This window comes from Cupriavidus sp. GW823-FHT06D04 (genome assembly GCF_058795055.1).
The window spans coordinates 755,765-776,541 of record NZ_JBXAHL010000001.1; the positions used below are offsets into that span (position 1 = coordinate 755,765).

Annotated in this window: 17 protein-coding genes and 1 rRNA gene; 7 read left to right on the plus strand and 11 right to left on the minus strand. The window is 66.9% G+C overall.

Features of this window, described 5'->3' with window-relative positions; genetic code table 11:
- Positions 1-98 precede the first annotated feature (98 nt).
- The 4 genes from AC1Q7H_RS03555 to AC1Q7H_RS03570 all read left to right on the plus strand — a co-directional run bounded on the left by AC1Q7H_RS03555 (position 99) and on the right by AC1Q7H_RS03570 (position 3,501).
- Positions 99-1,238 carry a porin gene (locus tag AC1Q7H_RS03555; protein WP_211980326.1) on the plus strand — a complete coding sequence of 380 codons (1,140 nt, stop codon included), beginning with the start codon at positions 99-101 and terminating at the stop codon, positions 1,236-1,238.
- A gap of 184 nt (positions 1,239-1,422) precedes the next feature.
- Positions 1,423-2,424: a tripartite tricarboxylate transporter substrate binding protein gene (locus AC1Q7H_RS03560; RefSeq protein WP_013958085.1), complete on the plus strand. Its 1,002-nt coding sequence runs from the start codon at positions 1,423-1,425 to the stop codon at positions 2,422-2,424.
- Positions 2,425-2,554: 130 nt separating this feature from the next.
- Positions 2,555-3,058 carry a MarR family winged helix-turn-helix transcriptional regulator gene (locus AC1Q7H_RS03565; protein WP_013958086.1) on the plus strand — a complete coding sequence of 168 codons (504 nt, stop codon included), beginning with the start codon at positions 2,555-2,557 and terminating at the stop codon, positions 3,056-3,058.
- On the plus strand, positions 3,055-3,501 hold the full coding sequence (locus tag AC1Q7H_RS03570; protein WP_211980328.1) for a hypothetical protein: 447 nt from the start codon (positions 3,055-3,057) through the stop codon (positions 3,499-3,501). Before AC1Q7H_RS03565 ends, AC1Q7H_RS03570 begins: the two co-directional genes overlap by 4 nt.
- A gap of 72 nt (positions 3,502-3,573) precedes the next feature.
- On the opposite strand, the gene AC1Q7H_RS03575 is transcribed toward AC1Q7H_RS03570, so the two are convergent.
- The 4 genes from AC1Q7H_RS03575 to AC1Q7H_RS03590 all read right to left on the minus strand — a co-directional run bounded on the left by AC1Q7H_RS03575 (position 3,574) and on the right by AC1Q7H_RS03590 (position 9,379).
- Entirely contained in the window at positions 3,574-5,256 is a 1,683-nt protein-coding gene (locus AC1Q7H_RS03575) for a long-chain fatty acid--CoA ligase (RefSeq protein ID WP_211980329.1), read from the minus strand.
- 189 nt (positions 5,257-5,445) lie between these two features.
- Positions 5,446-6,108 (minus strand): TetR/AcrR family transcriptional regulator, encoded by a 663-nt coding sequence (locus AC1Q7H_RS03580; RefSeq protein WP_492380955.1) that lies wholly within the window; start codon positions 6,106-6,108, stop codon positions 5,446-5,448.
- 32 nt (positions 6,109-6,140) lie between these two features.
- Positions 6,141-7,274, minus strand: a complete 1,134-nt coding sequence (locus AC1Q7H_RS03585) for an aminopeptidase (protein ID WP_492380956.1) — start codon at positions 7,272-7,274, stop codon at positions 6,141-6,143.
- Positions 7,271-9,379, minus strand: coding sequence for a molybdopterin-containing oxidoreductase family protein (locus tag AC1Q7H_RS03590; RefSeq protein ID WP_211980331.1), 2,109 nt, complete (start codon positions 9,377-9,379; stop codon positions 7,271-7,273). Before AC1Q7H_RS03590 ends, AC1Q7H_RS03585 begins: the two co-directional genes overlap by 4 nt.
- Before the next feature lie 287 nt (positions 9,380-9,666).
- On the opposite strand from AC1Q7H_RS03590, the gene AC1Q7H_RS03595 reads away from it, so the two are divergent.
- Positions 9,667-10,869, plus strand: coding sequence for an ABC transporter substrate-binding protein (locus tag AC1Q7H_RS03595; protein WP_211980332.1), 1,203 nt, complete (start codon positions 9,667-9,669; stop codon positions 10,867-10,869).
- 47 nt (positions 10,870-10,916) lie between these two features.
- Here AC1Q7H_RS03595 and AC1Q7H_RS03600 read toward each other — a convergent pair whose 3' ends face one another.
- The 5 genes from AC1Q7H_RS03600 to AC1Q7H_RS03620 form a co-directional block, all read right to left on the minus strand.
- Positions 10,917-11,948, minus strand: coding sequence for an ABC transporter ATP-binding protein (locus AC1Q7H_RS03600; RefSeq protein WP_167540182.1), 1,032 nt, complete (start codon positions 11,946-11,948; stop codon positions 10,917-10,919).
- 26 nt (positions 11,949-11,974) lie between these two features.
- Entirely contained in the window at positions 11,975-12,973 is a 999-nt protein-coding gene (locus AC1Q7H_RS03605; RefSeq protein ID WP_013958094.1) for an ABC transporter ATP-binding protein, read from the minus strand.
- A gap of 13 nt (positions 12,974-12,986) precedes the next feature.
- Positions 12,987-13,919, minus strand: coding sequence for an ABC transporter permease (locus AC1Q7H_RS03610; protein ID WP_013958095.1), 933 nt, complete (start codon positions 13,917-13,919; stop codon positions 12,987-12,989).
- Between the two features lie 3 nt (positions 13,920-13,922).
- A complete protein-coding gene (locus AC1Q7H_RS03615; protein ID WP_013958096.1) occupies positions 13,923-14,900 on the minus strand; it encodes an ABC transporter permease in 978 nt (325 codons plus the stop codon).
- Positions 14,901-15,053: 153 nt separating this feature from the next.
- A complete protein-coding gene (locus AC1Q7H_RS03620; protein WP_013958097.1) occupies positions 15,054-16,640 on the minus strand; it encodes an ABC transporter substrate-binding protein in 1,587 nt (528 codons plus the stop codon).
- A 330-nt stretch (positions 16,641-16,970) separates the two neighbouring features.
- Between AC1Q7H_RS03620 and AC1Q7H_RS03625 the strand changes: the two genes are divergently transcribed.
- Together AC1Q7H_RS03625 and AC1Q7H_RS03630 are read left to right on the plus strand one after the other, a co-directional pair.
- The gene (locus AC1Q7H_RS03625) at positions 16,971-18,164 is read left to right on the plus strand and encodes a M20 aminoacylase family protein (RefSeq protein ID WP_013958098.1); all 1,194 of its coding nucleotides are present in this window, start codon (positions 16,971-16,973) and stop codon (positions 18,162-18,164) included.
- 49 nt (positions 18,165-18,213) lie between these two features.
- Positions 18,214-19,239, plus strand: coding sequence for a DUF2891 domain-containing protein (locus AC1Q7H_RS03630; RefSeq protein WP_492380957.1), 1,026 nt, complete (start codon positions 18,214-18,216; stop codon positions 19,237-19,239).
- Between the two features lie 18 nt (positions 19,240-19,257).
- Here AC1Q7H_RS03630 and AC1Q7H_RS03635 read toward each other — a convergent pair whose 3' ends face one another.
- Positions 19,258-20,208, minus strand: a complete 951-nt coding sequence (locus AC1Q7H_RS03635) for a DUF3047 domain-containing protein (protein ID WP_013958100.1) — start codon at positions 20,206-20,208, stop codon at positions 19,258-19,260.
- A gap of 276 nt (positions 20,209-20,484) precedes the next feature.
- Positions 20,485-20,597 (minus strand): 5S ribosomal RNA (gene rrf, locus AC1Q7H_RS03640).
- Positions 20,598-20,777 lie beyond the last annotated feature (180 nt).

Sequence of the window (20,777 nt, forward strand, 5' to 3'; positions counted from 1 at the left end):
TCGCAACTTCCAAGGAAGTTTGACGCACGGGGGATGGAGACCAACAGGAGGTTCGCCCGGGCCGTCACCAATAATTCTTACAGTGGAGATCAACGAGCATGAAGAAATCGCTTCTGGCGCTGGCAGCGCTTGGCGCATTTGCTGGGGCGGCGCAGGCCCAATCGAGCGTGACCCTGTACGGCGTGGCCGATGCGAACCTCGAATACGTCAGCAATATGTCGACGACGAACCCGACCAACGCCAGCCCCACCAACCCGTTCCCGGGCGCAGCGCACAACCTGTTCCGGATGTCCTCCGGCGGCCTGTCCGGCTCGCGCTGGGGCCTGCGTGGCGTCGAGGACCTGGGCAGCGGCCTGAAGGCGCTCTTTGTGCTTGAAAGCGGTTTTGGGCTGGATGACGGGAAATCGCAGCAAGGTGGCCGCCTGTTCGGTCGTCAAGCCTACGTCGGCCTGGAAAGCGACCAGGTCGGCCGCGTGACCTTCGGTCGCCAGTACACCTCGCTGTTTGACATGATGGCCAACTTTTCGCCGGCCGGCTATGCCACCCAGTACGAGCCGGTGGTCGCTCAACTGGGCCTGAACTTCCGCTCGGACAACACTGCCAAGTACACCGGCAAGTTCGGCCCGGTGACCGCGGTCGCGCACTGGTCGTTCGGTAACGGCGTTGCCGGCGGCGGCGAAGTCCCCGGCCAGTTCCGCCGCGACACCGGCTACGGTGCCGGCCTGGCGTGGGCCGCCGGCCCGTTCGGCATTACCGCCGCCTATGACCAGTACAACCCGACCCTGAACGCCGCCGGTGGCACCGGTGACTTCAAGAAGGCCGCGGTTGCCGCCAGCTATGCCTTCGGCCCGGCCAAGCTGATGGCCGGCTATCGCTGGGGCATGAACAAGGCACCGAATGACAATACGATCCTGAAGGACAACTACTACTGGGTCGGTGCCAACTACCAGGTCACGACGGCGCTGGGCCTGACGCTGGCTTACTACTACGACGACGTCAAGAACCTGAACCTGGCCGCCACCGGCGCCACCAACAATATCAAGAACCCCTGGCAGATTTCGTTCATCGCCGACTACAACCTGTCCAAGCGCACCGACCTCTACCTGACCACCGCCTATTCGAAGAACGCCGGCCTGAACTTCGACACCTCGGCCATCAGCTTCGCCAACGGCTACTTCCTGGGTGCCGGCAAGGACAACATGGTCGGCGTCGCCCTGGGCATCCGCCACAAGTTCTGATCGCCTGTCGATCCCGGTCGCAAGGCCGGTCTGCAAAGGCACCTCCGGGTGCCTTTTTTCATTGGCGCGCCCCCCACTCCCATAGGGCATCACCTCATCGGCGCCACCCCGGCAGCGGACTAGAATGCACTTACCGTAGCCGCCCCACCGACCTCACGAGCGGACAACACCAGGAGACTCACGCATGCAACCCAATCGCCGGCGCGCCGTCGCGCTGCTGCTGTCCGCCAGCCTTGCCGCGCTCGCCAGCCAGTCGGTGCTGGCCGCCGACCCGTACCCGGCCAAGCCGATCCGGCTGGTGGTGCCCTTTGCCGCCGGCGGCACCACCGACATCCTGGCCCGCGCCGTGGCCGCGGAGCTGGCCAGGCTGCCGGGCTGGAACGTGGTGGTCGACAACAAGCCCGGCGCCGGCGGCAATATCGGCGCGGACCTCGTCGCCAAGGCCGCGCCGGATGGCTACACGCTGCTGATGGGCACCGTGGGCACCCATGGCATCAACCAGTCGCTGTACGGCAAGCTGCCGTTCGACCCGATCAAGGACTTCGCTCCGATCACCGAGGTGGCGGCCGTGCCCAACGTGCTGGTGCTGAATCCGGCGTTTGCGCAGCAAAACAAGATCGACAGCGTCAAGGACCTGATCGCCTACGCGCGCGCCAACCCCGGCAAGATCAACATGGCCTCCAGCGGCAACGGCACCTCGATCCACCTGGCCGGGGAGCTGTTCAAGACGCAGACCCGGACCTTCATGGTCCACTTCCCCTACAAGGGCAGCGGGCCGGCGCTGACAGACCTGGCCGGGGGCACCGTGCAGGTGATGTTCGACAACCTGCCTTCGTCGATGGCGCTGATCAAGAGCGGCAAGCTCAAGGCGCTGGCGGTGACCAGCGCCAGGCCGTCGCCGGCGCTGCCGGGCGTGCCGACCATAGCCCAGGCCGCGGGCCTGCCGCAGTATGAAGCCAGCTCCTGGTTCGGCATGCTGGCGCCGGCCGGCACGCCGCCGGATGTCATCCACCGCATCCAGCAGGAAGTGGCCAAGGCGCTGAATGCCCCGGCCGTGCGCGAACGCCTGCAGGCGCAGGGCGCCGAGCCTGTCGGCAACACCCCGGAGCAGTTCGCCGCGTTCATCCGCGCCGAAACCGCCAAGTGGGCCAAGGTGGTCAAGGATTCCGGCGCCAAGGTGGATTGACGCCGATTTGATCGCCGGCAGGGCGGCGGCCCGTATCGCGCATATACTTGAGGCATCAAATGTCGGCTGCCCGCCCCGTGGGCGGCCCCTGGCGGCTGCGGCCGCACCCCTGCGCACCGATGCACTGAAGATGCCAAACCCGTCCCCTGCCGCCGGCGCCGAAAGCGCGCCGGTCGACCTTGAAACCCGCGCCGACCAGACCGAGCACGAAGCCCTGCGGCTGTGGTTGCGGCTGTTGACCTGCACCACCCTGATCGAGGGCGATATCCGTTCGCGGCTGCGCCAGGATTTTGCCTGCACCCTGCCGCGCTTCGACCTGATGGCACAGCTCGACCGCCACCCTGAAGGCCTGAAGATGGGCGAGCTGTCGCGCCGCATGATGGTGACAGGTGGCAACGTCACCGGCATCACCGACCAGCTGCAGCAGGAAGGCCTGGTCTCGCGCGAGGCCCTGCCCACTGACCGCCGTGCCTACCTGATCCGCCTGACCCCGGCCGGGCGCGCCGCGTTCTCGCGCATGGCGCGCGCGCATGAGGACTGGATCGAGCAACTGTTCTCCGGCCTGGCCGAGACCGACCGGCGCGCCCTGTTCCGACTGCTTGGCCGGCTCAAGACCGGCCTGATCTCGCCATGAAGACCCTGCTCTACCTTGTCCTGTGCGGCCTGCTGCCGGCGCTGGCCGCCTGCAGCAGCACGCCGCCGCCGCCGCAGGTCACGCCGGTGAACGCCACCATCAAGCTTGGCCGCGTCACCGAGAAGACGTTCCTGACCCGCCTGGACGTGGCCCAGGTGCCCCCGTACTACGGCGGCGGCACCAGCGTCGGCGTGGGCGCCGCGGGTGGCGGCGGGGGTGGCGGGGTGGGCGTGGGCTTTGCCTTCGACCTGAGCCGGCTGTTCAGCAAGCCCGCACCGGTGCAGCAGGTCGACCTGTTCCAGTACAAGGTGCGAACCATGGACGGCGCGATCGTATCGGCCAACGCGCCGGCGGCGCCGGGGCTGGAGCCTGGCGCGTGCGTGCGGGTGATCTACCCCGACGGCAGCCAGGAAGCCCGCCTGGCGCCATCGAACGAGTGCTGAGCCGCCGCAACGCGGCCTGAAAGCACAACGGCCTCCACTCGGGAGGCCGTTGTCGTTTGCAGCGGCTGCCGCTCAGGCGGCCTTGCGGCTGTCGCGCAGTTCGCGGCGCAGGATCTTGCCGACGTTGGTCTTGGGCAGCTCGGTGCGGAACTCGACGTACTTGGGCCGCTTGTAGCCGGTCAGGCGTTCCTTGCAGAACTCGATCACATCGGCCTCGGTCAGCCCCGGATCCTTCTTCACCACGAACAGCTTGACCACCTCGCCCGAGTGCGTGTCGGGGACGCCCACGGCCGCCACTTCCAGCACGCCCGGGCACTCGGCGACCACGCCTTCGACCTCGTTCGGATACACGTTGAAGCCCGACACCAGGATCATGTCCTTCTTGCGGTCGACGATCTTGGTGTAGCCGCGCTCGTCCATCACCCCGATGTCGCCGGTCTTGAAGAAGCCGTCCGGGGTCATGACCTTGGCGGTCTCGTCCGGGCGGTTCCAGTAGCCGGCCATCACCTGCGGGCCGCGGATGCAGATCTCGCCCGGCTGGCCGAGCGGCACGTCCTTGCCGTCGTCGTCGCGGATCACCACTTCGGTCGAGGGCAGCGGCATGCCGATGGTGCCGGAGAACACGTTGGTGTCGGTCGGGTTGCAGGTGGCCGAGGGCGAGGTCTCGGACAGGCCGTAGCCTTCGATGATCGGGCAGCCGGTCTTGGCCAGCCACTGCTTGGCCACCGCCTCCTGCACCGCCATGCCGCCGCCGTTGGCCACGCGCAGGCCGGAGAAATCGACCTTGCTGATTTCCGGGTTGTTGAGCAGCGCGTTGTACAGCGTGTTGACCGCTGGGAACATGTTGAACCTGTACTTCTGCAGTTCCTTGATGAAGCCCGGGATGTCGCGCGGATTCGGGATCAGCACGCTGGTGCCGCCGCTGCGCATGCCCAGCAGGCAGCAGACCGTCAGCGCGAAGATGTGGTACAGCGGCAGCGCGGTGATGGTGATGGGCTGGTCGATATGGGCGCCCTTGTCCAGCGCCGGCTGCATCCACGCCTCGGACTGCAGCACGTTGGCCACCACGTTACGGTGCAGCAGCACCGCGCCCTTGGATACACCGGTGGTGCCGCCCGTGTACTGCAGGAAGGCAACGTCCTCCGGCCCCGTGGTGGCCGGCTGCAGCGTCAGCTTGCGCCCTTCGGCCAGCACGCTGTTGAAGCGCACGCAGTTGGGCAGCTCCCACGCCGGCACCATCTTCTTGACGTTGCGCACCACGAAATTGACGATCGCGCCCTTCAGGCCGCCGAGCATGTCACCCATGCTGGCCACCACCACATGCTTGACCGGGGTCTTGGCCAGCACCTGCTGCAGCGTCGAGGCAAAGTTCTCCAGGATCACGATGGCCTCGGCGCCGCTGTCCTTGAGCTGGTGCTCGAGTTCGCGCGGAGTGTAGAGCGGGTTGACGTTGACCACCACGAAACCCGCGCGCAGCACCGCCGCCAGCACCACCGGGTACTGCAGCACGTTCGGCATCATGATCGCCACGCGTGCGCCGGGGCGCAGCCCGCGCGACTGCAGCCACGCGGCAAAGTGGGCCGAGAGCTGGTCCAGTTCGCCGTAGGTGATGGCCTTGTCCATGCAGATGAAGGCCTTGCGGTCGGCATAGGTGCGGAAAGACGCCTCGAGCAGCGCGGCAAGCGAGCGGAACTGGCTGGCATCGATCTCGGCGGGAACGCCGGCCGGGTAGTGTTTCAGCCAAATTCTTTCCATAGCACCGTCTCCTGAATTTCTGAATGGTCGTTCGATTTTGCCGAGATGCTAAACGTGCGCCCCGGTTAAAACAACAACTTAGACGAAGTCCTCGGGGTCACCGGACAGCCCTTGGTGCCCCTGACGGGCATTATGCGCCACCGATCGGGCGCAAGTAGCGGGATAACCCCTAGTGAGGCAAATCCGCACTCACCCGCCGCTGGGCAGCGCCAGCTTCATCATGCTGGCGGCAAGCTCCTGCGCCAGTGTCTCCGGGTCCATGCGCCCGGGTTCATGCCAGGTGTACAGGAAGCCCACCACGCTGCCGATCGCATGCGCCGTCACGCGCGCGTCGCCGAAGGCGAACACGCCATCGCGCCTGCCCTCTTCCAGCAGCGCATAGAGGTCGCGATAGAAGTCCCGCGCCATGCTGTCGAGCCACGCCACGGTGTCGGGGCGCAGGTACTGGTTGTCGCGAAAGCTCAGCGTGGCCGGCACATGGCAGGCAACGCAGCGCCGCGCCATCTCGAGCAGGCAGGCCTGCAGGCGCTCGCGCACCGGCAGCGCCGGGTCCGCGGTCTCGCGGATCACGGGCAGGCAGGTCTGGGCCGACTCGCGGCACAGGATGTCGAAGATCTCGTACTTGTCAGCAAAGTAGTAGTAGACCGCCGGCTTGGTCACGCCCAGCGCGCGGCACAGGTCGTTCATGGTCATGCCGGGATAGCCCTTGCTGTAGAAGAGCTGCGCGGCGGTATCGAGGATCTGGCGGCGGCGGGCCTCCTGGCGCTCGGCGATATGCGGGCGGGCCGGCTGCGGCTCTGGCGGTGCGCTCAACGGCGGGTTCAGCGGTGCGGATCTGGGTGCAATCGACATGATGCAATTCTCGCACGGCGGGACGCGGCAGCTTAGTTGGCCGCCGTCTTGCCGCCCGCGGTCAGCGTGCCGGTGCGCGTGGCTGGCGGCGCCAGCCGCTGCAGCGCGGCCTCGCGCTCGGCGGCGGGCAGCGCGCCGATATGGGCGGCCTCGTCATAGAACCGCTGCCAGTCGCCGTTGCACCGCGCCAGCAACGCGGTGAAGGCCGGCACCCACTGCTGGTAGGTGGCCACCGCGGCCAGATGGGCGTTGGTCAGCGGCTGGTCGAACCAGCGGTCATAGCCGCTGAAGCCGCCCCACTCCGTGCGTAGCCGCGCGTACTCGGTGCGCAGGTCGGCGAAGATCCTGGCCTTGCCCTCGCGCTTGGCGTCATCATCGAGCGGGGTCTGGTACAGCGCCACCAGCCGGTCGCGCGTGCCCAGCAACAGCGCGCGGAACTGCTGGCGCCGGGCATCGTACTGCCGATAGCTGGCGCGCGCGTCCTCCGACGCATCCTCGGACAGCCAGCGCTCCACGCCCGCGGCTTCCACTGCGGTGGCGAAGGACTCGTTGAAGGCGGTGTCGTTGCGCACGTACACCACCTGGTGCGCCAACTCGTGGAAGATCAGCCGCGCCAGTTCGCCCTCGGGCAGGTAGACGAAGGTATTGAGCAGCGGGTCGTCGAAATAGCCCAGCGTCGAATAGGCGGGGATGCCGGCCACGTACGTCTCCAGCCCGTCGCGGCGCAATCCCTGCGCATACTGCTCGGCATCGGACTGGGCGTAGTAGCCGCGGTAGCTGATGCAGCCGACGATGGGGAAGCACCACTTGCGCAGCTCCATCGACAGCTCGGGCGTGGCGAACACGCTCCACACCACATAGGGCCGGTGCAGGTTGGCGTAGCGGCGGTAGCTCCCGTTCTCGGGCAGCTTCAGTTCGCGCGAGGCAAAGTCGCGCATGCGGCCGGCCAGCGCCAGCCGCTGCGCCAGGCGCGCATCGTTGGCGTCGCGCGCGCTGGCGATGGCGTCGGTCAGCGGCTGTGCCTGGGCCATCACGCCCAGGTGGCCGCCGATCGACTGCGCGTAGTAGCCGACGGCCTCGCACCCGGCCGTCACCAGGACCACCGCGGTGAGGCCGGTCGCCGCCAGGAGTGCCGCCCAGCGCCGGCGGCCAGGCTGCGGCGTCATGCAGGCAGGACTGCCCCTTGCGTGCAGGCCTCGACCTGCACCAGGCAGTCATAGAACACCGGCGCGCGGCCCAGGTCGGTCAGGCGCTGGCTGGTCAGCTCGTTGGCGTTCTTGCCGTCCGAAGCCAGCTTCTTCCACCAGATCGACAGGCCCACCACCAGCCCGCGCCGGGCGCGGTCGGTGACGCGGGCGCGCGCCACCATGCTGCCGCGGTCGTTGAAGACGCGCACCATGGCGCCGTGCACGATGCCGCGCTCGGCGGCGTCGGCCGGGTGGATGTCCAGGTGCGGCTCGCCCTCGGTGGCGCGCAGGCTGTCGACGTTGACGAAGGAGCTGTTGAGGAAGTTGCGCGCCGGCGGCGAGATCATCGCCAGCGGATAGCGCGCCGCCAGCTCGGGCGCGGTCAGCGGCGCCTCGTACTGCGGCACGTAGTCAGGCAGCGGGTCGAAGCCATCGCGCGCCATCGGCTCCGAATAGAACTGGCACTTGCCCGATGCGGTCGGGAAGCCACCCTCGGCGAACGGCGCCGCCGGCAGCGCCAGCTTCTGCCAGCCCTGCTCCTTCAATGATTCCCAGCTGATGCCGGCCGCGCGCGCATCGCCCGGAATGATGGCCTGCGCGGCGATGGCCTCGTCGCTGTCGGCAAAGCATGCCTCGGTGAAGCCCAGGCGCTGCGCCAGCCGGCGGAAGATCTCGGTATTGGGCAGGGCCTCGCCCATCGGCGCGATGGCGGCGTTGTTGGCCAGGAAATAGGTATGGCCGTAGGCCTTGTGCACGTCGGTGTGCTCAAGCTGCGTGGTCGCCGGCAGCAGGATGTCGGCATAGTCGGCGGTGTCGGTGCGGAAATGCTCCAGCACCACCGTGAACAGGTCCTCGCGCGCAAAGCCCGCGGCGACCTTGCCGGATTCCGGCGCCACCGCGACCGGGTTGCTGTTGTAGACCACCACGGCCTCGATGCGCGGCGCGCCGGGTGCCGGCTCGGCCAGCAGCGCGTCGCCGATGGTGCTCATGTTGACGATGCGCGGCAGCGTCTGCGGCCAGCCAGGCAGCAGGTCGGGGCGCTGCAGCGCGGCTTCGTCGATCGGGAAGAAGCCCGAGGTCGACAGCTGCAGCCCGCCCGCGGGCTGGCGCCAGGCGCCCACCAGCGACGGCAGGCACGCCACCGCGCGCACCGCCTGGCCGCCGCCGTGCACGCGCTGCATGCCGTAGTTCAGGCGGATTGCCACCGGCTGGCGCTCGCGCACCGCCAGCTGGCCGTAGAGGCCGGCCAGCCATTCGATGTCCTCGGCCGGGATGCCGCAGATTTCGGCCGCGCGTGCCGGAGTGTAGGCCTGCGCGCGCTCGCGCAGCGCCTCGAAGCCGACGGTGTGGCGTTCGATGTAGTCGTGGTCGAGCAGGTCGTCGCGGATCAGCACATGGATCAGCGCCAGCGCCAGCGCGCCGTCGGTGCCGGGCATCGGGGCGATGTGGCGGTGGCACTTCTCGGCGCTCAGCGAGCGGTACGGATCGATCGCCACCAGCGTGGCGCCGCGCCGCTTGGCTTCCTGCGCGCGGGTCCAGAAATGCAGGTTGGAAGCAATCGGGTTGCCGCCCCAGATGATCACCAGCCTGGCATCGACCACGTGCTCCATGTCCATGCCCACGCTGGCGCCGTAGGTGTAGCGCAGCGCGGTGGCGCCGGCGCTGGCGCAGATGGTGCGGTCCAGCCGCGACGCGCCCAGCTTGTTGAAGAAGCGCGCGGCCATGCTCTCGCCCTGCACCAGCCCCATGGTGCCGGCATAGCTGTACGGCACGATCGCCTGCGGATCGCGCGCCGCAATCGCCTGCAGGCGCGTGGCGATGGTGTCCAGCGCCTCCTCCCAGGAGATCGGCGCGAACTTGCCTTCGCCCTTCCTGCCGATGCGCTTCATCGGCGTCAGCAGCCGGTCCGGGTGGTAGGTGCGCTCGGTGTAGCGCGACACCTTGGTGCACAGCACGCCCTGCGTGCCGGGATGGTCGGGATCGCCCGCTACCTTGACGGCACGGCCGTCCTCGACGGTAACGAGCAAGGCACAAGTGTCGGGGCAGTCATGCGGACAGGCGGCGCGGACGATGCGGGAAGCCATGGGGTCTCCGGGCGGGGTGTGTTGTTTTCGTTCGGTCGTACGGAACTGGAGATGCCGGCGCAGGCGGCGGGTTGCGGCGCCCGAGCCGCGCCGGCGGGCGGCGCTTTCCCGGCCGTGCGGGGTGATGGCGGGGAGTATCTCGATCCGATTGTATTCGATTATGATGTGCCGGCGCGCTGCCGGCACAGACCAGTACGCGCACCATGCCGCACGACGTGAGCAATTCGCCGGCGAGAGACCGGCCGACGCGGCCAACGGGTAACCGAACCACATTTCGCGGGGGGTTTATGTCTTTCCGATCGGGGGTCAATGGCCGGCTTGCCGGCCTGCTGGTGGCGTGCGCCATCGGCACGGGTGGCGCATCCTGCGCTGCCTTCGCAGCCAACACGGCGGGCACCGCCGACACATCCGAAAACGGCGTCACTGCCGACACCATCCTGCTGGGCCAGTCCGCCGCCCTGACCGGCCCGACCGCCGTGCTCGGCAAGCAGATGAACTCGGGCGCGCGGCTGTATTTCGACCACATCAACCAGCAGGGCGGCATCTACGGCCGCAAGATCCGGCTGGAGGCGCTGGACGACTACTACGAGCCCGAGCCCGCCGCCAGGAACACAAAGAAGCTGATCGAGGAAGACCGCGTCTTCGCCCTCTTCGGCTATGTCGGCACGCCCACCAGCCAGGCCGCGCTGCCGCTGGCAACCCAGGCCAAGGTGCCGTTCTTCGGCCCGTACACCGGGGCGCAGTCGCTGCGCGAGCCGCGCAGCCGCTACGTCTTCCACGTGCGCGCCGGCTACAACGAGGAAACCGCGGCCATCCTGCGCCAGATCCAGACCACCGGCCTCAGGCGCGTGGCCGTGGTCTACAACGAGGACGCCTACGGCAAGGCCGGACTGGAAGGTCTGGAGCGCGCGCTCAAGGCCGCGCCCGACAGCGGCGTACAGATCGTCGCGCGCGAGCCCGTGATCCGCAATACCACGGAAATCGGCGACGCCATACAGGGCTCGATGAAGACCAGGCCCGACGCCGTGGTGATGATCAGCGCCTACCGCACCGCCGGCGCCTTCGTGAAGGAAGCGCTGCGCCGCGGCTACAACGGCCAGTTCTACAACGTCTCCTTCGTCGGCACGCAGGCGCTGGCCAACGAGGTCGGCGCGCAGGGCAGCGGCGTGATCATCTCGCAGGTGATGCCGCACCCGGGCAACGCCACGCTGCCGATCGTGCGGGAGTACCTGCGCATGCTGCAGGCCGCCGGCAAGCCCAGCGAATTCGACTACGCCAGCATCGAAGGCTTTATCGCCGCCAAGGCCTTCACCGAAGGCCTGCGCCGCGCTGGCAAGGACCTGACGCGCGAGAAGCTGGTGACCGCGCTGGAGTCAATGCGCAGCTATGACCTCGGCGGGTTTATCGTCAACTTCACGCCGGAGAACCACGTGGGCTCGAAATTCGTGGAGATGACGATCATCAATTCGAAGGGCCAGGTGATCCGCTGAGACTCCGGGTTTTCTCCTCCCTGCGCGAGGGAGGAGAAAACCAGGCCCTACTCCATGTCGTTCAGGTGACACGCCGAGAATCGCATCGGCGCAATCTCCTTCAGCAGCGGCTGCTCTTCCCGGCAACGCGGCATCGCATGCGGGCAGCGCGGGTGGAAATGGCAGCCCGGCGGCGGGTTCAGCGGCGACGGGATCTCGCCGCGGATCGCGACATAGGTCTTGCGGGCCACCTCCAGCTTGGGCGCCTCGGCCAGCAGTGCCTGGGTATAGGGATGGTTGGGCGCGGCGAACACGTCTTCGGTCGGCGCGGATTCGACCACCCGCCCCAGGTACATGATCACCACGCGGTCGCTGATGTGCTTGACCACGCCCAGGTCGTGGCTGATGAACAGGTAGGTCAGGTTCAGGTCTTCGCGCAGGCGCATGAACAGGTTCAGCACCTGGGCCTGGATCGACACGTCCAGCGCCGCCACCGACTCGTCGCACACCAGGAACTCGGGCTTCACCGCCAGCGCCCGGGCAATGCCGATGCGCGCGCGCTGCCCGCCGGAGAACTGGTGCGGAAAGCGCCGCAGCACGGTCGGGTCCATGCCCACGCGCACCAGCATGTCTTCCACATAGCCCTTCTGCGCGCCGCGCTCGACCATGCCGTGCACCACCGGCGCCTCGCCGACGATATCCAGCACGCGCAGCCGCGGATTGAGCGAGGCATACGGGTCCTGGAAGATCATCTGGATCGCCAGCTGCTTCTCGCGGCGCTTGTCGGGCGGCAGGTGGTCGAGGTTGGTGCCGCGCCAGAAACGCTCGCCCTCGGTCAGTGAGTGCAGGCCTACAGCCATGCGGCCCAGCGTGGACTTGCCGCAGCCGGACTCGCCCACCAGGCCCACCACCTCACCGGCACGGATGCTCAGGTCGACGCGGTCGACCGCGTGCACCACCTCGTCATGCGCATGGGCGCCGAACAGGTTGGCGATGCGCGCGGCGGCGTCGAGCGACTTGACGAAGCGCTTGGACACGCCGCGCAGCTCCAGGATCGGCGCGCTCGGCGTGGCCCCCTCTTCAGCGGCAGGATTCGTCATCGGTCGGGATTGCAGTTCAGTTGCGCTCATGCCGCCTCCTGGTTGGCCAGCACCGGATGGAAGCAGCGCAGGCGGCGGCCGTCGGCGGCGGTCTCCAGCGGCGGCTCGGTCTTGCAGGCAGCGGTGGCGTAGGGGCAGCGCTCACGGAAGGCACAGCCGCCCGGCAGGTTCAGCAGCGACGGCGTCATGCCCGGGATCTGCCGCAGCGGCGCGCCGCGCGGATTGCGCGACGGCGCCGAGCTGATCAGCCCGTGGGTGTACGGGTGCTCAGGGTGCTCCAGCACCTGGCGCACGTCGCCGGCCTCGACGATCTTGCCGGCGTACATCACGCACACGGTATCGGCCAGCCCCGCCACCACCGACAGGTCGTGCGTGATCCAGATCAGCGCCGTGCCCGATTCGCGGCACAGGGTCTGCATCTCGTACAGGATCTGGCCCTGGATGGTGACGTCCAGCGCGGTGGTCGGTTCGTCGGCAATGATCAGGTCGGGCTTGTTCAGCAGCGCGATCGCGATCGCCACGCGCTGGCGCATGCCGCCCGAGAACTGGTGCGGATAGGCCTGCAGGCGCTCGTCCGGCGACGGGATGCCGACCCGCGCCAGCGCATTGCGCGCGCGTTCGCGCGCCACCGCCTTGCCCACCTTCTCATGGGCCAGCACCGCCTCGATCATCTGCGTGTCGATGCGCAGGACCGGGTTCAGCGTCATCATCGGGTCCTGGAAGATCATCGCGATGCGGTTGCCGCGCACGTCGCGCTGCTGCGCCGGCGTGAGCGCGCGCAGGTCGCGGGTGATGCCGTCGCGGCTGGTCAGCGCGATGCGGCCGTCGACGATCTTCCCGGGCGGGTCGATCAGGCCCATGATCGAATACCCGGTCATGGACTTGCCCGAGCCGGACTCGCCCACCAGCCCCATGATCTCGCCGCGGCCCACGGTGAAGGACACGTCGTCGACGGCCTTGGCGATGCCGCCGCGCGTGTGGAATTGCGTCTTCAGGTGTTCAACTACCAACGTCGGTTGTGCCATGTTCCGCTCCTGGTTATTGCGTCTGCAGGCGCGGGTTGAGGACATCGCGCAGCTGGTCGGCCACCAGGTTCATCGCCACGATGGTGACCACCAGCGCGATGCCCGGGAAGAAGCTGATCCAGTACTTGCCCGACAGCATGTACTGCTGGCCGTTGGAGATCAGCGAGCCCAGCGAGGGCTCGGTGACCGGCACGCCCAGCCCGAGGAAGGACAGCGTCGCTTCCAGCGTGATGGCCGAAGCCACCTGCAGCGCCGCGATCACGATCAGCGGCGGCAGGCAGTTGGGCAGCAGGTGGCGGAACATGATGCGCATCGGCGGCAGGCCCAGGCAGGTGGCGGCCTCGATATATTCCTTGCGCCGCTCCACCAGCGCGGCGCTGCGCGTGGTGCGGGCGTAGTAGGCCCACTGCACCGCCACCAGCGCAATCACGATATTGCCCAGGCCCGGGCGCAGGAAAGCCAGCAGGATCAGCGCCAGCAGGATCGGCGGGAACGACAGCTGCAGGTCGGCCACGCGCATGATGACGGCCTCGGTGCGCCCGCCCAGGAAGCCGGCCAGCAGGCCGAGCGTGGCCCCCAGCAGCAGCGCGATCACGGTGCTGACCACGCCTACGCCGATGCTGATGCGCAGACCGTACATCACCGCCGACAGGATGTCGCGGCCCTGCTCGTCCGAACCCAGCAGGAAGGTCATGCCGTTGCCGGCCTGCTCGCCCGGCGCCAGGCGCGCGTCGAGCACGTCCAGCGTCGCCAGGTCATAGGGGTTCTGCGGCGCCAGCCACGGCGCGAAGATGGCGATCAGGATGATGATGACCAGCGTGGCCAGTCCGGCCACGGCAATCTTGCTGGAGAAGAACTCCGCGGCAAAGCGCCGCCACGGCGATTGTTCGCGCGCCGCGGCGGGCGGCGGCGTCTTGTCCTCTTGTTCGGCAGATACGGCACTCATGGCTCAGCCCTTGTTGTCGGCAATGCGCACGCGCGGATCGAGCATGCTGTAGATGATGTCCACCACCAGGTTGATCAGGATAAACAGCGTCACGATCACCATCAGGTAGGCGACGATCACCGGCCGGTCCAGCAACTGGATCGAGTCGATGATGAGCTTGCCCATGCCGGGCCAGGCGAAGATGGTCTCGGTCACGATCGCAAAGGCGATGATCGAGCCGAACTGCAGCGCGATCACCGTGACAATCGGGATCAGGATGTTCTTCAGCACATGCACGCCGACGATGCGCGTGTTCGACAGGCCCTTGGCGCGCGCGAACTTGACGTAGTCCTGCATCATCGCCTCCTGCGTGCCGGCGCGCGTGAGCCGGATCACCATGGCGATATTCAAGAGCGACAGCGTCACCGCCGGCAAGATCAGGTGGCGGATGCCGTCGGCGGTCAGGAAGCTGAGCGGGATGCCGAGCACGCGCACGGTCTCGCCGCGTCCGTTGGAGGGCAGCCAGCCGAGCTGCACCGCGAACACCATGATCAGCATCAGCCCGACCCAGAAGGTGGGCAGCGAGAAGCCCAGGATCGATACCGCCATGATCGACTTGCCGGCGATGCCCTTGGGCCGCAGCCCGGCCCACAGGCCCAGCGGGATGCCCAGCACGATCGCCAGCAGGATCGCGCAGATGGCCAGCTCCATGGTGGCGGGCATGCGCTCGAAGATCAGCTTGAGCGCTGGCGTGCCGTGCGCGAACGAGGTGCCCAGGTTACCTTGCAGCGCATTCTGCAGGAACACCCAGTACTGCTCCCACAGCGGCTTGTCCAGGCCCAGCGCCGCGATGGTGCGCTTGATGTCCTCCTGGTCGGCCTGCGGGTTGATCAGGATGTCGACGGGATTGCCGATGGCAAAGACGCCGAGGAAAACCAGCAGCGACATGACGAAGAGCACGACCACGCTCTGCATCAGGCGCCGGATGATAAAGACCAGCATAATCGAACCACTATCCTTTCGCGCGCGAATGCACGCGACGCCCGGGCCGCGCCGTGGCGCTTCCCGGGTGTGGCGCGGCAGCCATGCGCGGCACCGCAAACTCGGCCAGCAGACAATCCGCGGGCCGAGGCTCCTGTCTGAGCTGACCGGAGCTTACTGGGGCTTGAAGTTGTGCGCGTAGGTGCGCTCGTCGGTACGCGGCACGTAGACGATGCCCTTTTGCGTGGCCCAGGTGGTCACCTGCTGGTGGATCGGGACGATACCGCCATCGTTGATCGCGATTGCGGTGGCCTCCTGCAGCAGCTTGGAGCGCTCCTTGTCATCCACGGTGGACAGCGCCTTCTCCAGCACCACGTCCATCTTGGGGTTGCAGTACTCGCCCCAGTTGGTGGTGCCGAAACCCTTCTTGCTGTCCTCGCACGCCAGCAGCGCGCGCAGCGGCGAGCTGACCTCGCCGGTCTGCGCGCCCCAGCCCAGCAGCCCGAACGACCACTCGTGCTTGATGCCCTTGGACGAGTACGTCGCCATCGGCATGCCTTCGACCTTGGTGGCGATGCCGATGCGGGTCAGGTTCTGCGCAATCGTCTGCGCGATCTTCTCGTCGTTGACGTAGCGGTTGTTGGGCGTATGCAGCGTCACGCCGAAGCCGTTCGGGAAGCCGGCGTCGGCCAGCAGCTTCTTGGCGGCCTCGGGATCGTACTTGACCGTCTTCAGGTTGGGGTTGTAGCCGAACAGCGTCGGCGGCACCAGGTTGTTGGTCGGCTCGGACAGGCCTTCCATCAGGCGGTCCTTGATGCCCTGCCGGTTGATCGCCATGCTGATGGCATTGCGCACGCGCGCGTCCTTCAGCGGGTTCTTGTCCAGCGGTGCGCCTTCCTTGGTGGTGACGTAGGGCGACTTGTCGCGCTTGGCATCGAAATACAGGTAGATCACGCGGTGCGAGATCTTGGAGAAGAACGACAGCTTGGGATCCTGGCGCACCTTCGGCAGGTCAGGCGTGGGCACGTTCTCGATGGCCTGCACGTCGCCCGACAGTAGCGCCGCCAGGCGCGTCGCCGGATTGGGGATGAAGCGCAGCGTGACCTTGTCCCAGGCCGGCTTGGCGCCCCAGTAGTCGTTGTTGCGCACCAGCTCGACCCGGTCGTCGCGGGCGTAGCTGACGAACTTGAACGGCCCGGTGCCGACCATGCCCTTGCCCTGCGCGAAGTCATCCGAGCTCAGCCCCTGCGTGGCCTTCTTCTGCACGATGAAGATCGACGTGAGGTCGTTCAGCATCAGCGGATAGGGCTGGTTGGTGGTCAGCTGGATGGTGTACTTGTCGATGATCTTCTTGTTGACGATCGCCTTGGTGTAGACATCGAACTTGCCCGGGCTGTTCTGGATGGTGGCCGGGCGGTCCAGCGACCAGATCACGTCTTCCGCGGTCAGCTCGGAGCCGTCGTGGAACTTCACGCCCTTGCGGATCTTGAATTCCCAGGTGAGGTTGTTGACCAGCTTCCACGACTCGGCGAGGCCCGGGATGATGCGGCTGTCCGGGTCCATCTTGGTCAGCGAGTCAAAGATATGCTCGGAAACATTGATGTTGGAGAACAGGTTGTAGAAGTGCGGATCCATCGAGGTTGGCGGCGAACTCATGGCCAGTTTGAGGTCCGCGGCCTGGGCGGTGCCGGCAAGCGCCAGGCCAAGGGCCCCGGCTACCGCCACCACACCAATTGCCTTCTTGAAAGTGCGAAGGGACATCGCGCAATTCTCCCTGTAGGAAGTGAAGCAGACGTTTTAGGATCGGCAATGCGCCGCGGGTCACGCGGCGGCGCTGCGTTTTGGTGCGGTTTGGGGTGCGCTTGCGCATCACAAAGCGACGAAATTGCCGGCCGGGCACTTCAAGCATGAACTGTTCCAGCAGTGCGCATGTCGCGGCAATGCGGGGAAACCCACCCGCGCTGGCATATTGCACTGCGCCAACCGGGCAAGCGCGCAGGAAATCGCCGCATTTTGGCGCTTTGCGGAGAGGCATCGTATGATCGGGGTATCCAACGCTAACGCCCCTAACGTCCAGGGCAGCCAGGCATCATGAAGCTCATTCCCGAAATCCTGCAGGCACAAGCCGAAATCCGTGCGATCCGGCGCGACATCCACGCCCACCCGGAACTCTGCTTCGAAGAACAGCGCACCGCCGACGTGGTCGCGCAGAATCTGGAATCGTGGGGCATCGAAGTTCATCGCGGCCTGGGCACCACCGGCCTGGTGGGCGTGATCCGCAACGGCAACAGCCCGCGCACCATCGGGCTGCGCGCCGACATGGACGCGCTGCCGCTGCAGGAAGCGAACACCTTTGATCACCGCTCGCAGCACTCCGGCAAGATGCACGCCTGCGGCCACGACGGCCACACCGCCATGCTGCTCGGCGCGGCGCGCTACCTGGCGCAGCACAAGCCCTTCGACGGCTCCGTGCACCTGATCTTCCAGCCGGCCGAGGAAGGCGGCGGCGGCGCCCGTGAAATGATCAAGGACGGCCTGTTCGAGCGCTTTCCGTGCGACGCGGTGTTCGGCGTGCACAACTGGCCGGGCATGCCGGTCGGCACGTTCGGCACGCGCGCAGGCCCGCTGATGGCATCGAGCAACGAGTTCCGCATCGTGGTGCGCGGCAAGGGTGCGCATGCGGCCATGCCCAACAATGGCAACGACCCGGTCTTCACCGCGGCGCAGATCGTGTCGGCGCTGCAGGGCATCATCACGCGCAACAAGCGCCCGATCGATACCGCGGTGATCTCGGTCACGCAGTTCCACGCCGGCGACGCCACCAATATCGTGCCGGACCAGGCCTGGATCGGCGGCACGGTGCGCACGTTCACGGTGCCGGTGCTGGACCTGATCGAACGGCGCATGGAAGAAGTGGCGCGCGCGGTGGCGGCGGCGTTCGACTGCACCATCGAGTACGAATTCCACCGCAACTATCCGCCGACCGTCAACAGCGAGGCCGAAACCGGCTTTGCCACCGAGGTCGCCGCCGAACTAGTCGGGCCGGACAACGTCGACAGCAATGTCGAGCCCACCATGGGCGCCGAGGATTTCTCGTTCATGCTGCAGCACAAGCCCGGCTGCTACCTGTTCCTGGGCAACGGCGACGGCGGCCATCGCGACGCTGGCCATGGCATCGGGCCCTGCATGCTGCACAACCCGAGCTACGATTTCAACGACGAACTGCTGCCGGTCGGCTCGACGTTCTTCGTGCGGCTGGTGGAAAAGTGGCTGGCGCCTGCGTGACGTTACGTACCTGAGCACAGCACAACGATAACAAGAGGGGAGCATCCGGATGGGCCGCCTGGCGCTGGATCGCGAAACAGCGCGCAGCTTCGCGCGCGTGGCGCTGGACAATATCCTGCGCCGCTATCCATACAAGCTGGACCACATGATGGCCAGCGCCGGTGACCTGGCCGAACCGGCGGCCTGGCATCCGGTCTTCTGCGGCAGCTACGACTGGCACTCCAGCGTGCACATGCACTGGTTGCTGGTGCGGCTGCTGGCGCTGTCGCCGGACCTGGAGGAGGCGCCGCGCATCCGCGCAACGCTGGATGCCCAGCTGCGCCCAGAGCACATCGCGGTCGAACTGGCCTACTTCCAGCGGCCCCATTCGCGCACCTTCGAGCGCCCCTATGGCTGGGGCTGGATGCTGAAACTGCAGGCGGAGTTGCTGGTGCTGGCGCGGCAGGACGCCCAGGCAGCCACCTGGGCCGAGGCGTGCGCGCCGCTGGCATCGCACCTGTCACGGCAACTGGCGGATTTCCTGGATGCAGCGGTTTTCCCGGTGCGCACCGGCACCCATTACAACAGCGCCTTCGCCCTGGTGATGGCCATGGCCTATGCACGCACGCACCAGGACCTCACCTTGCGGCGCGCCATCGTGCGGCGGGCCCACCGCTGGTTCGGACATGATCAGAAATACCCGGCGCGGTATGAGCCCGGCGGCGATGAATTCCTGTCCGGCGGGCTGACCGAAGCCGTGCTGATGCACGCCGTGATGGACGGCTGCGCGTTTTCAGAATGGTGGGAGTTGTTCGTGCCGGGGCAGGTGGAACTGGCCAACTGGCTGACGCCGGTCGAAGTGACCAATCGCAGCGATCCCAAGACCTCGCACCTGGACGGACTCAATCTGTCTCGCGCCTGGTGCTGGCGCATGCTGGAGCCCGCCCTGCCCGACCCGCTGCGGCCGCTGGCCATCCGGGCCTGGTCGGACCATCTCGAATCGTCGCTGCCGCAGGCGGTCGAGGGCGAGTATGTATCGACGCACTGGCTGGCCTCGTTCGCGGTGCTCGCGCTGGCCGAGCCGATCGGCGGCTGACGGCGCCGCCAGCGTCCTTCAGTCCAGCGCGATGTCGCCGTACCAGGACTCGGCCTTGCTCTTGGTGTTGTCGGTATCGGTCATGATGCCCACGGCGATGACCCGGCCGGGGTCTGTCCCGAAGGCCTTGCGGTAGTCGGCGCGCAGGTCGCGCTCATGGCAACGCCACTCATTGGCGTGCTTCATGCCGCTATCCACCACGATCATGCGCACCCTGTCAGTGTGCGGATTTTTCACCACTGAGCCTTCCGCGCGCCGTCCGCCCCAGATATACATCAGCGTGGCGTAGGGCATTTCGCGGCCGGTGGTCAGCCGCGCCATCTCGTACATCAGCTGGTCTTTCAAGGACAATGCACCCTTGTCGCCGTCGAAGGCGACAAACAGGCGCAACGGCGAATCCTCGCGCGGGCCGTGGCTGTTGTCAGCGTTGCGGATAATGCCGCTGGTCTTCCAGGTCCAGCGCAGCATGCCGGCATCGCGATCGCGCAGCGGGACATACAGGCCGGAGGCTGAGCTCTCGGCCTGCGCATGGACGACCACGCGCTGGTCGACCTCTACCATCGAATAACGGGTGGGCGTCTTGTTGCGGTTGATGGTCCACGGCTGCCAGCCGACCGGCAACTGGCCGCGATGCGGTGAGACCGAGAACAACGGCAGCGTGGCCAGGGTCGGCGGCGGCGCGGCATCGGCGACTTCGCCGTCGTCACCCGCCTCGGCTTCCGCCGCACTGGTGTTGGCGGCAGCCAGCGGGTCGGGCGACGACACCGCAGGCAGCGCCGGGTCCGTCTGCGCTGCCACGTACGCGGTCATGCGCCTGGCGAACGTCTGGCAATCGATCGCGGAAGTGCCTGCCGTATTGGCCGTGTCATCCGAATGAACCGCGGAAACAGGGGGAGTGGATGCGCATCCTGCCAGCAGCAGCGCGCCGGCGGCGCCAGTCAAAACCAGCCGAAACACCTTGGCCGTCATGTAACCCCTCGAAACCCGAATCCGGACCTGCTCTGATGGCAAGGGTCCGGCTATTGCCCACTACTTGCTGCAAACACATGTTGCAACCGCCTTCGTGCCGCATGTGGGCACTTGGGTGTCGACCATAGCAGAAGGCGCGCAGTCCCGGAATGCTCGGCGACCCGCGTTGCGGCATGAAAACAACGAGGACGCGCATGCCTGCGCCGGCCACGGCATTTTCGCCGCGCCAAAGCAAAAACCCCCAGCCTTTTGGGCTGGGGGTTCTGCGGTATAAGAGCCTGGCGATGACCTACTTTCACACGGGTATCCGCACTATCATCGGCGCGGAGCTGTTTCACGGACCTGTTCGGGATGGGAAGGGGTGGTTCCAGCTCGCTATGGTCACCAGGCATAAGGGGTTGCAGCGCTGAGGTTGAGGTCAACGCTGCGAATAGGGATGTAGTTGGGGTTGTGCGTCTTGTGTCAACTGTTTCGGCACAGTCACGATCACACACCAGGCAAAACACACTGGTTATAGGATCAAGCCTTACGGGCAATTAGTACTGGTTAGCTTAACGCATTACTGCGCT

What these genes read in the sequence shown, in the direction of transcription:
- AC1Q7H_RS03555 (WP_211980326.1), top strand. Translation starts at nt 99, where the DNA reads ATGAAGAAATCGCTTCTGGCGCTGGCAGCGCTTGGCGCATTTGCTGGG.
- AC1Q7H_RS03560 (WP_013958085.1), top strand. Translation starts at nt 1,423, where the DNA reads ATGCAACCCAATCGCCGGCGCGCCGTCGCGCTGCTGCTGTCCGCCAGC.
- AC1Q7H_RS03565 (WP_013958086.1), top strand. Translation starts at nt 2,555, where the DNA reads ATGCCAAACCCGTCCCCTGCCGCCGGCGCCGAAAGCGCGCCGGTCGAC.
- AC1Q7H_RS03570 (WP_211980328.1), top strand. Translation starts at nt 3,055, where the DNA reads ATGAAGACCCTGCTCTACCTTGTCCTGTGCGGCCTGCTGCCGGCGCTG.
- AC1Q7H_RS03575 (WP_211980329.1), bottom strand. Translation starts at nt 5,256, where the DNA reads ATGGAAAGAATTTGGCTGAAACACTACCCGGCCGGCGTTCCCGCCGAG.
- AC1Q7H_RS03580 (WP_492380955.1), bottom strand. Translation starts at nt 6,108, where the DNA reads ATGTCGATTGCACCCAGATCCGCACCGCTGAACCCGCCGTTGAGCGCA.
- AC1Q7H_RS03585 (WP_492380956.1), bottom strand. Translation starts at nt 7,274, where the DNA reads ATGACGCCGCAGCCTGGCCGCCGGCGCTGGGCGGCACTCCTGGCGGCG.
- AC1Q7H_RS03590 (WP_211980331.1), bottom strand. Translation starts at nt 9,379, where the DNA reads ATGGCTTCCCGCATCGTCCGCGCCGCCTGTCCGCATGACTGCCCCGAC.
- AC1Q7H_RS03595 (WP_211980332.1), top strand. Translation starts at nt 9,667, where the DNA reads ATGTCTTTCCGATCGGGGGTCAATGGCCGGCTTGCCGGCCTGCTGGTG.
- AC1Q7H_RS03600 (WP_167540182.1), bottom strand. Translation starts at nt 11,948, where the DNA reads ATGACGAATCCTGCCGCTGAAGAGGGGGCCACGCCGAGCGCGCCGATC.
- AC1Q7H_RS03605 (WP_013958094.1), bottom strand. Translation starts at nt 12,973, where the DNA reads ATGGCACAACCGACGTTGGTAGTTGAACACCTGAAGACGCAATTCCAC.
- AC1Q7H_RS03610 (WP_013958095.1), bottom strand. Translation starts at nt 13,919, where the DNA reads ATGAGTGCCGTATCTGCCGAACAAGAGGACAAGACGCCGCCGCCCGCC.
- AC1Q7H_RS03615 (WP_013958096.1), bottom strand. Translation starts at nt 14,900, where the DNA reads ATGCTGGTCTTTATCATCCGGCGCCTGATGCAGAGCGTGGTCGTGCTC.
- AC1Q7H_RS03620 (WP_013958097.1), bottom strand. Translation starts at nt 16,640, where the DNA reads ATGTCCCTTCGCACTTTCAAGAAGGCAATTGGTGTGGTGGCGGTAGCC.
- AC1Q7H_RS03625 (WP_013958098.1), top strand. Translation starts at nt 16,971, where the DNA reads ATGAAGCTCATTCCCGAAATCCTGCAGGCACAAGCCGAAATCCGTGCG.
- AC1Q7H_RS03630 (WP_492380957.1), top strand. Translation starts at nt 18,214, where the DNA reads ATGGGCCGCCTGGCGCTGGATCGCGAAACAGCGCGCAGCTTCGCGCGC.
- AC1Q7H_RS03635 (WP_013958100.1), bottom strand. Translation starts at nt 20,208, where the DNA reads ATGACGGCCAAGGTGTTTCGGCTGGTTTTGACTGGCGCCGCCGGCGCG.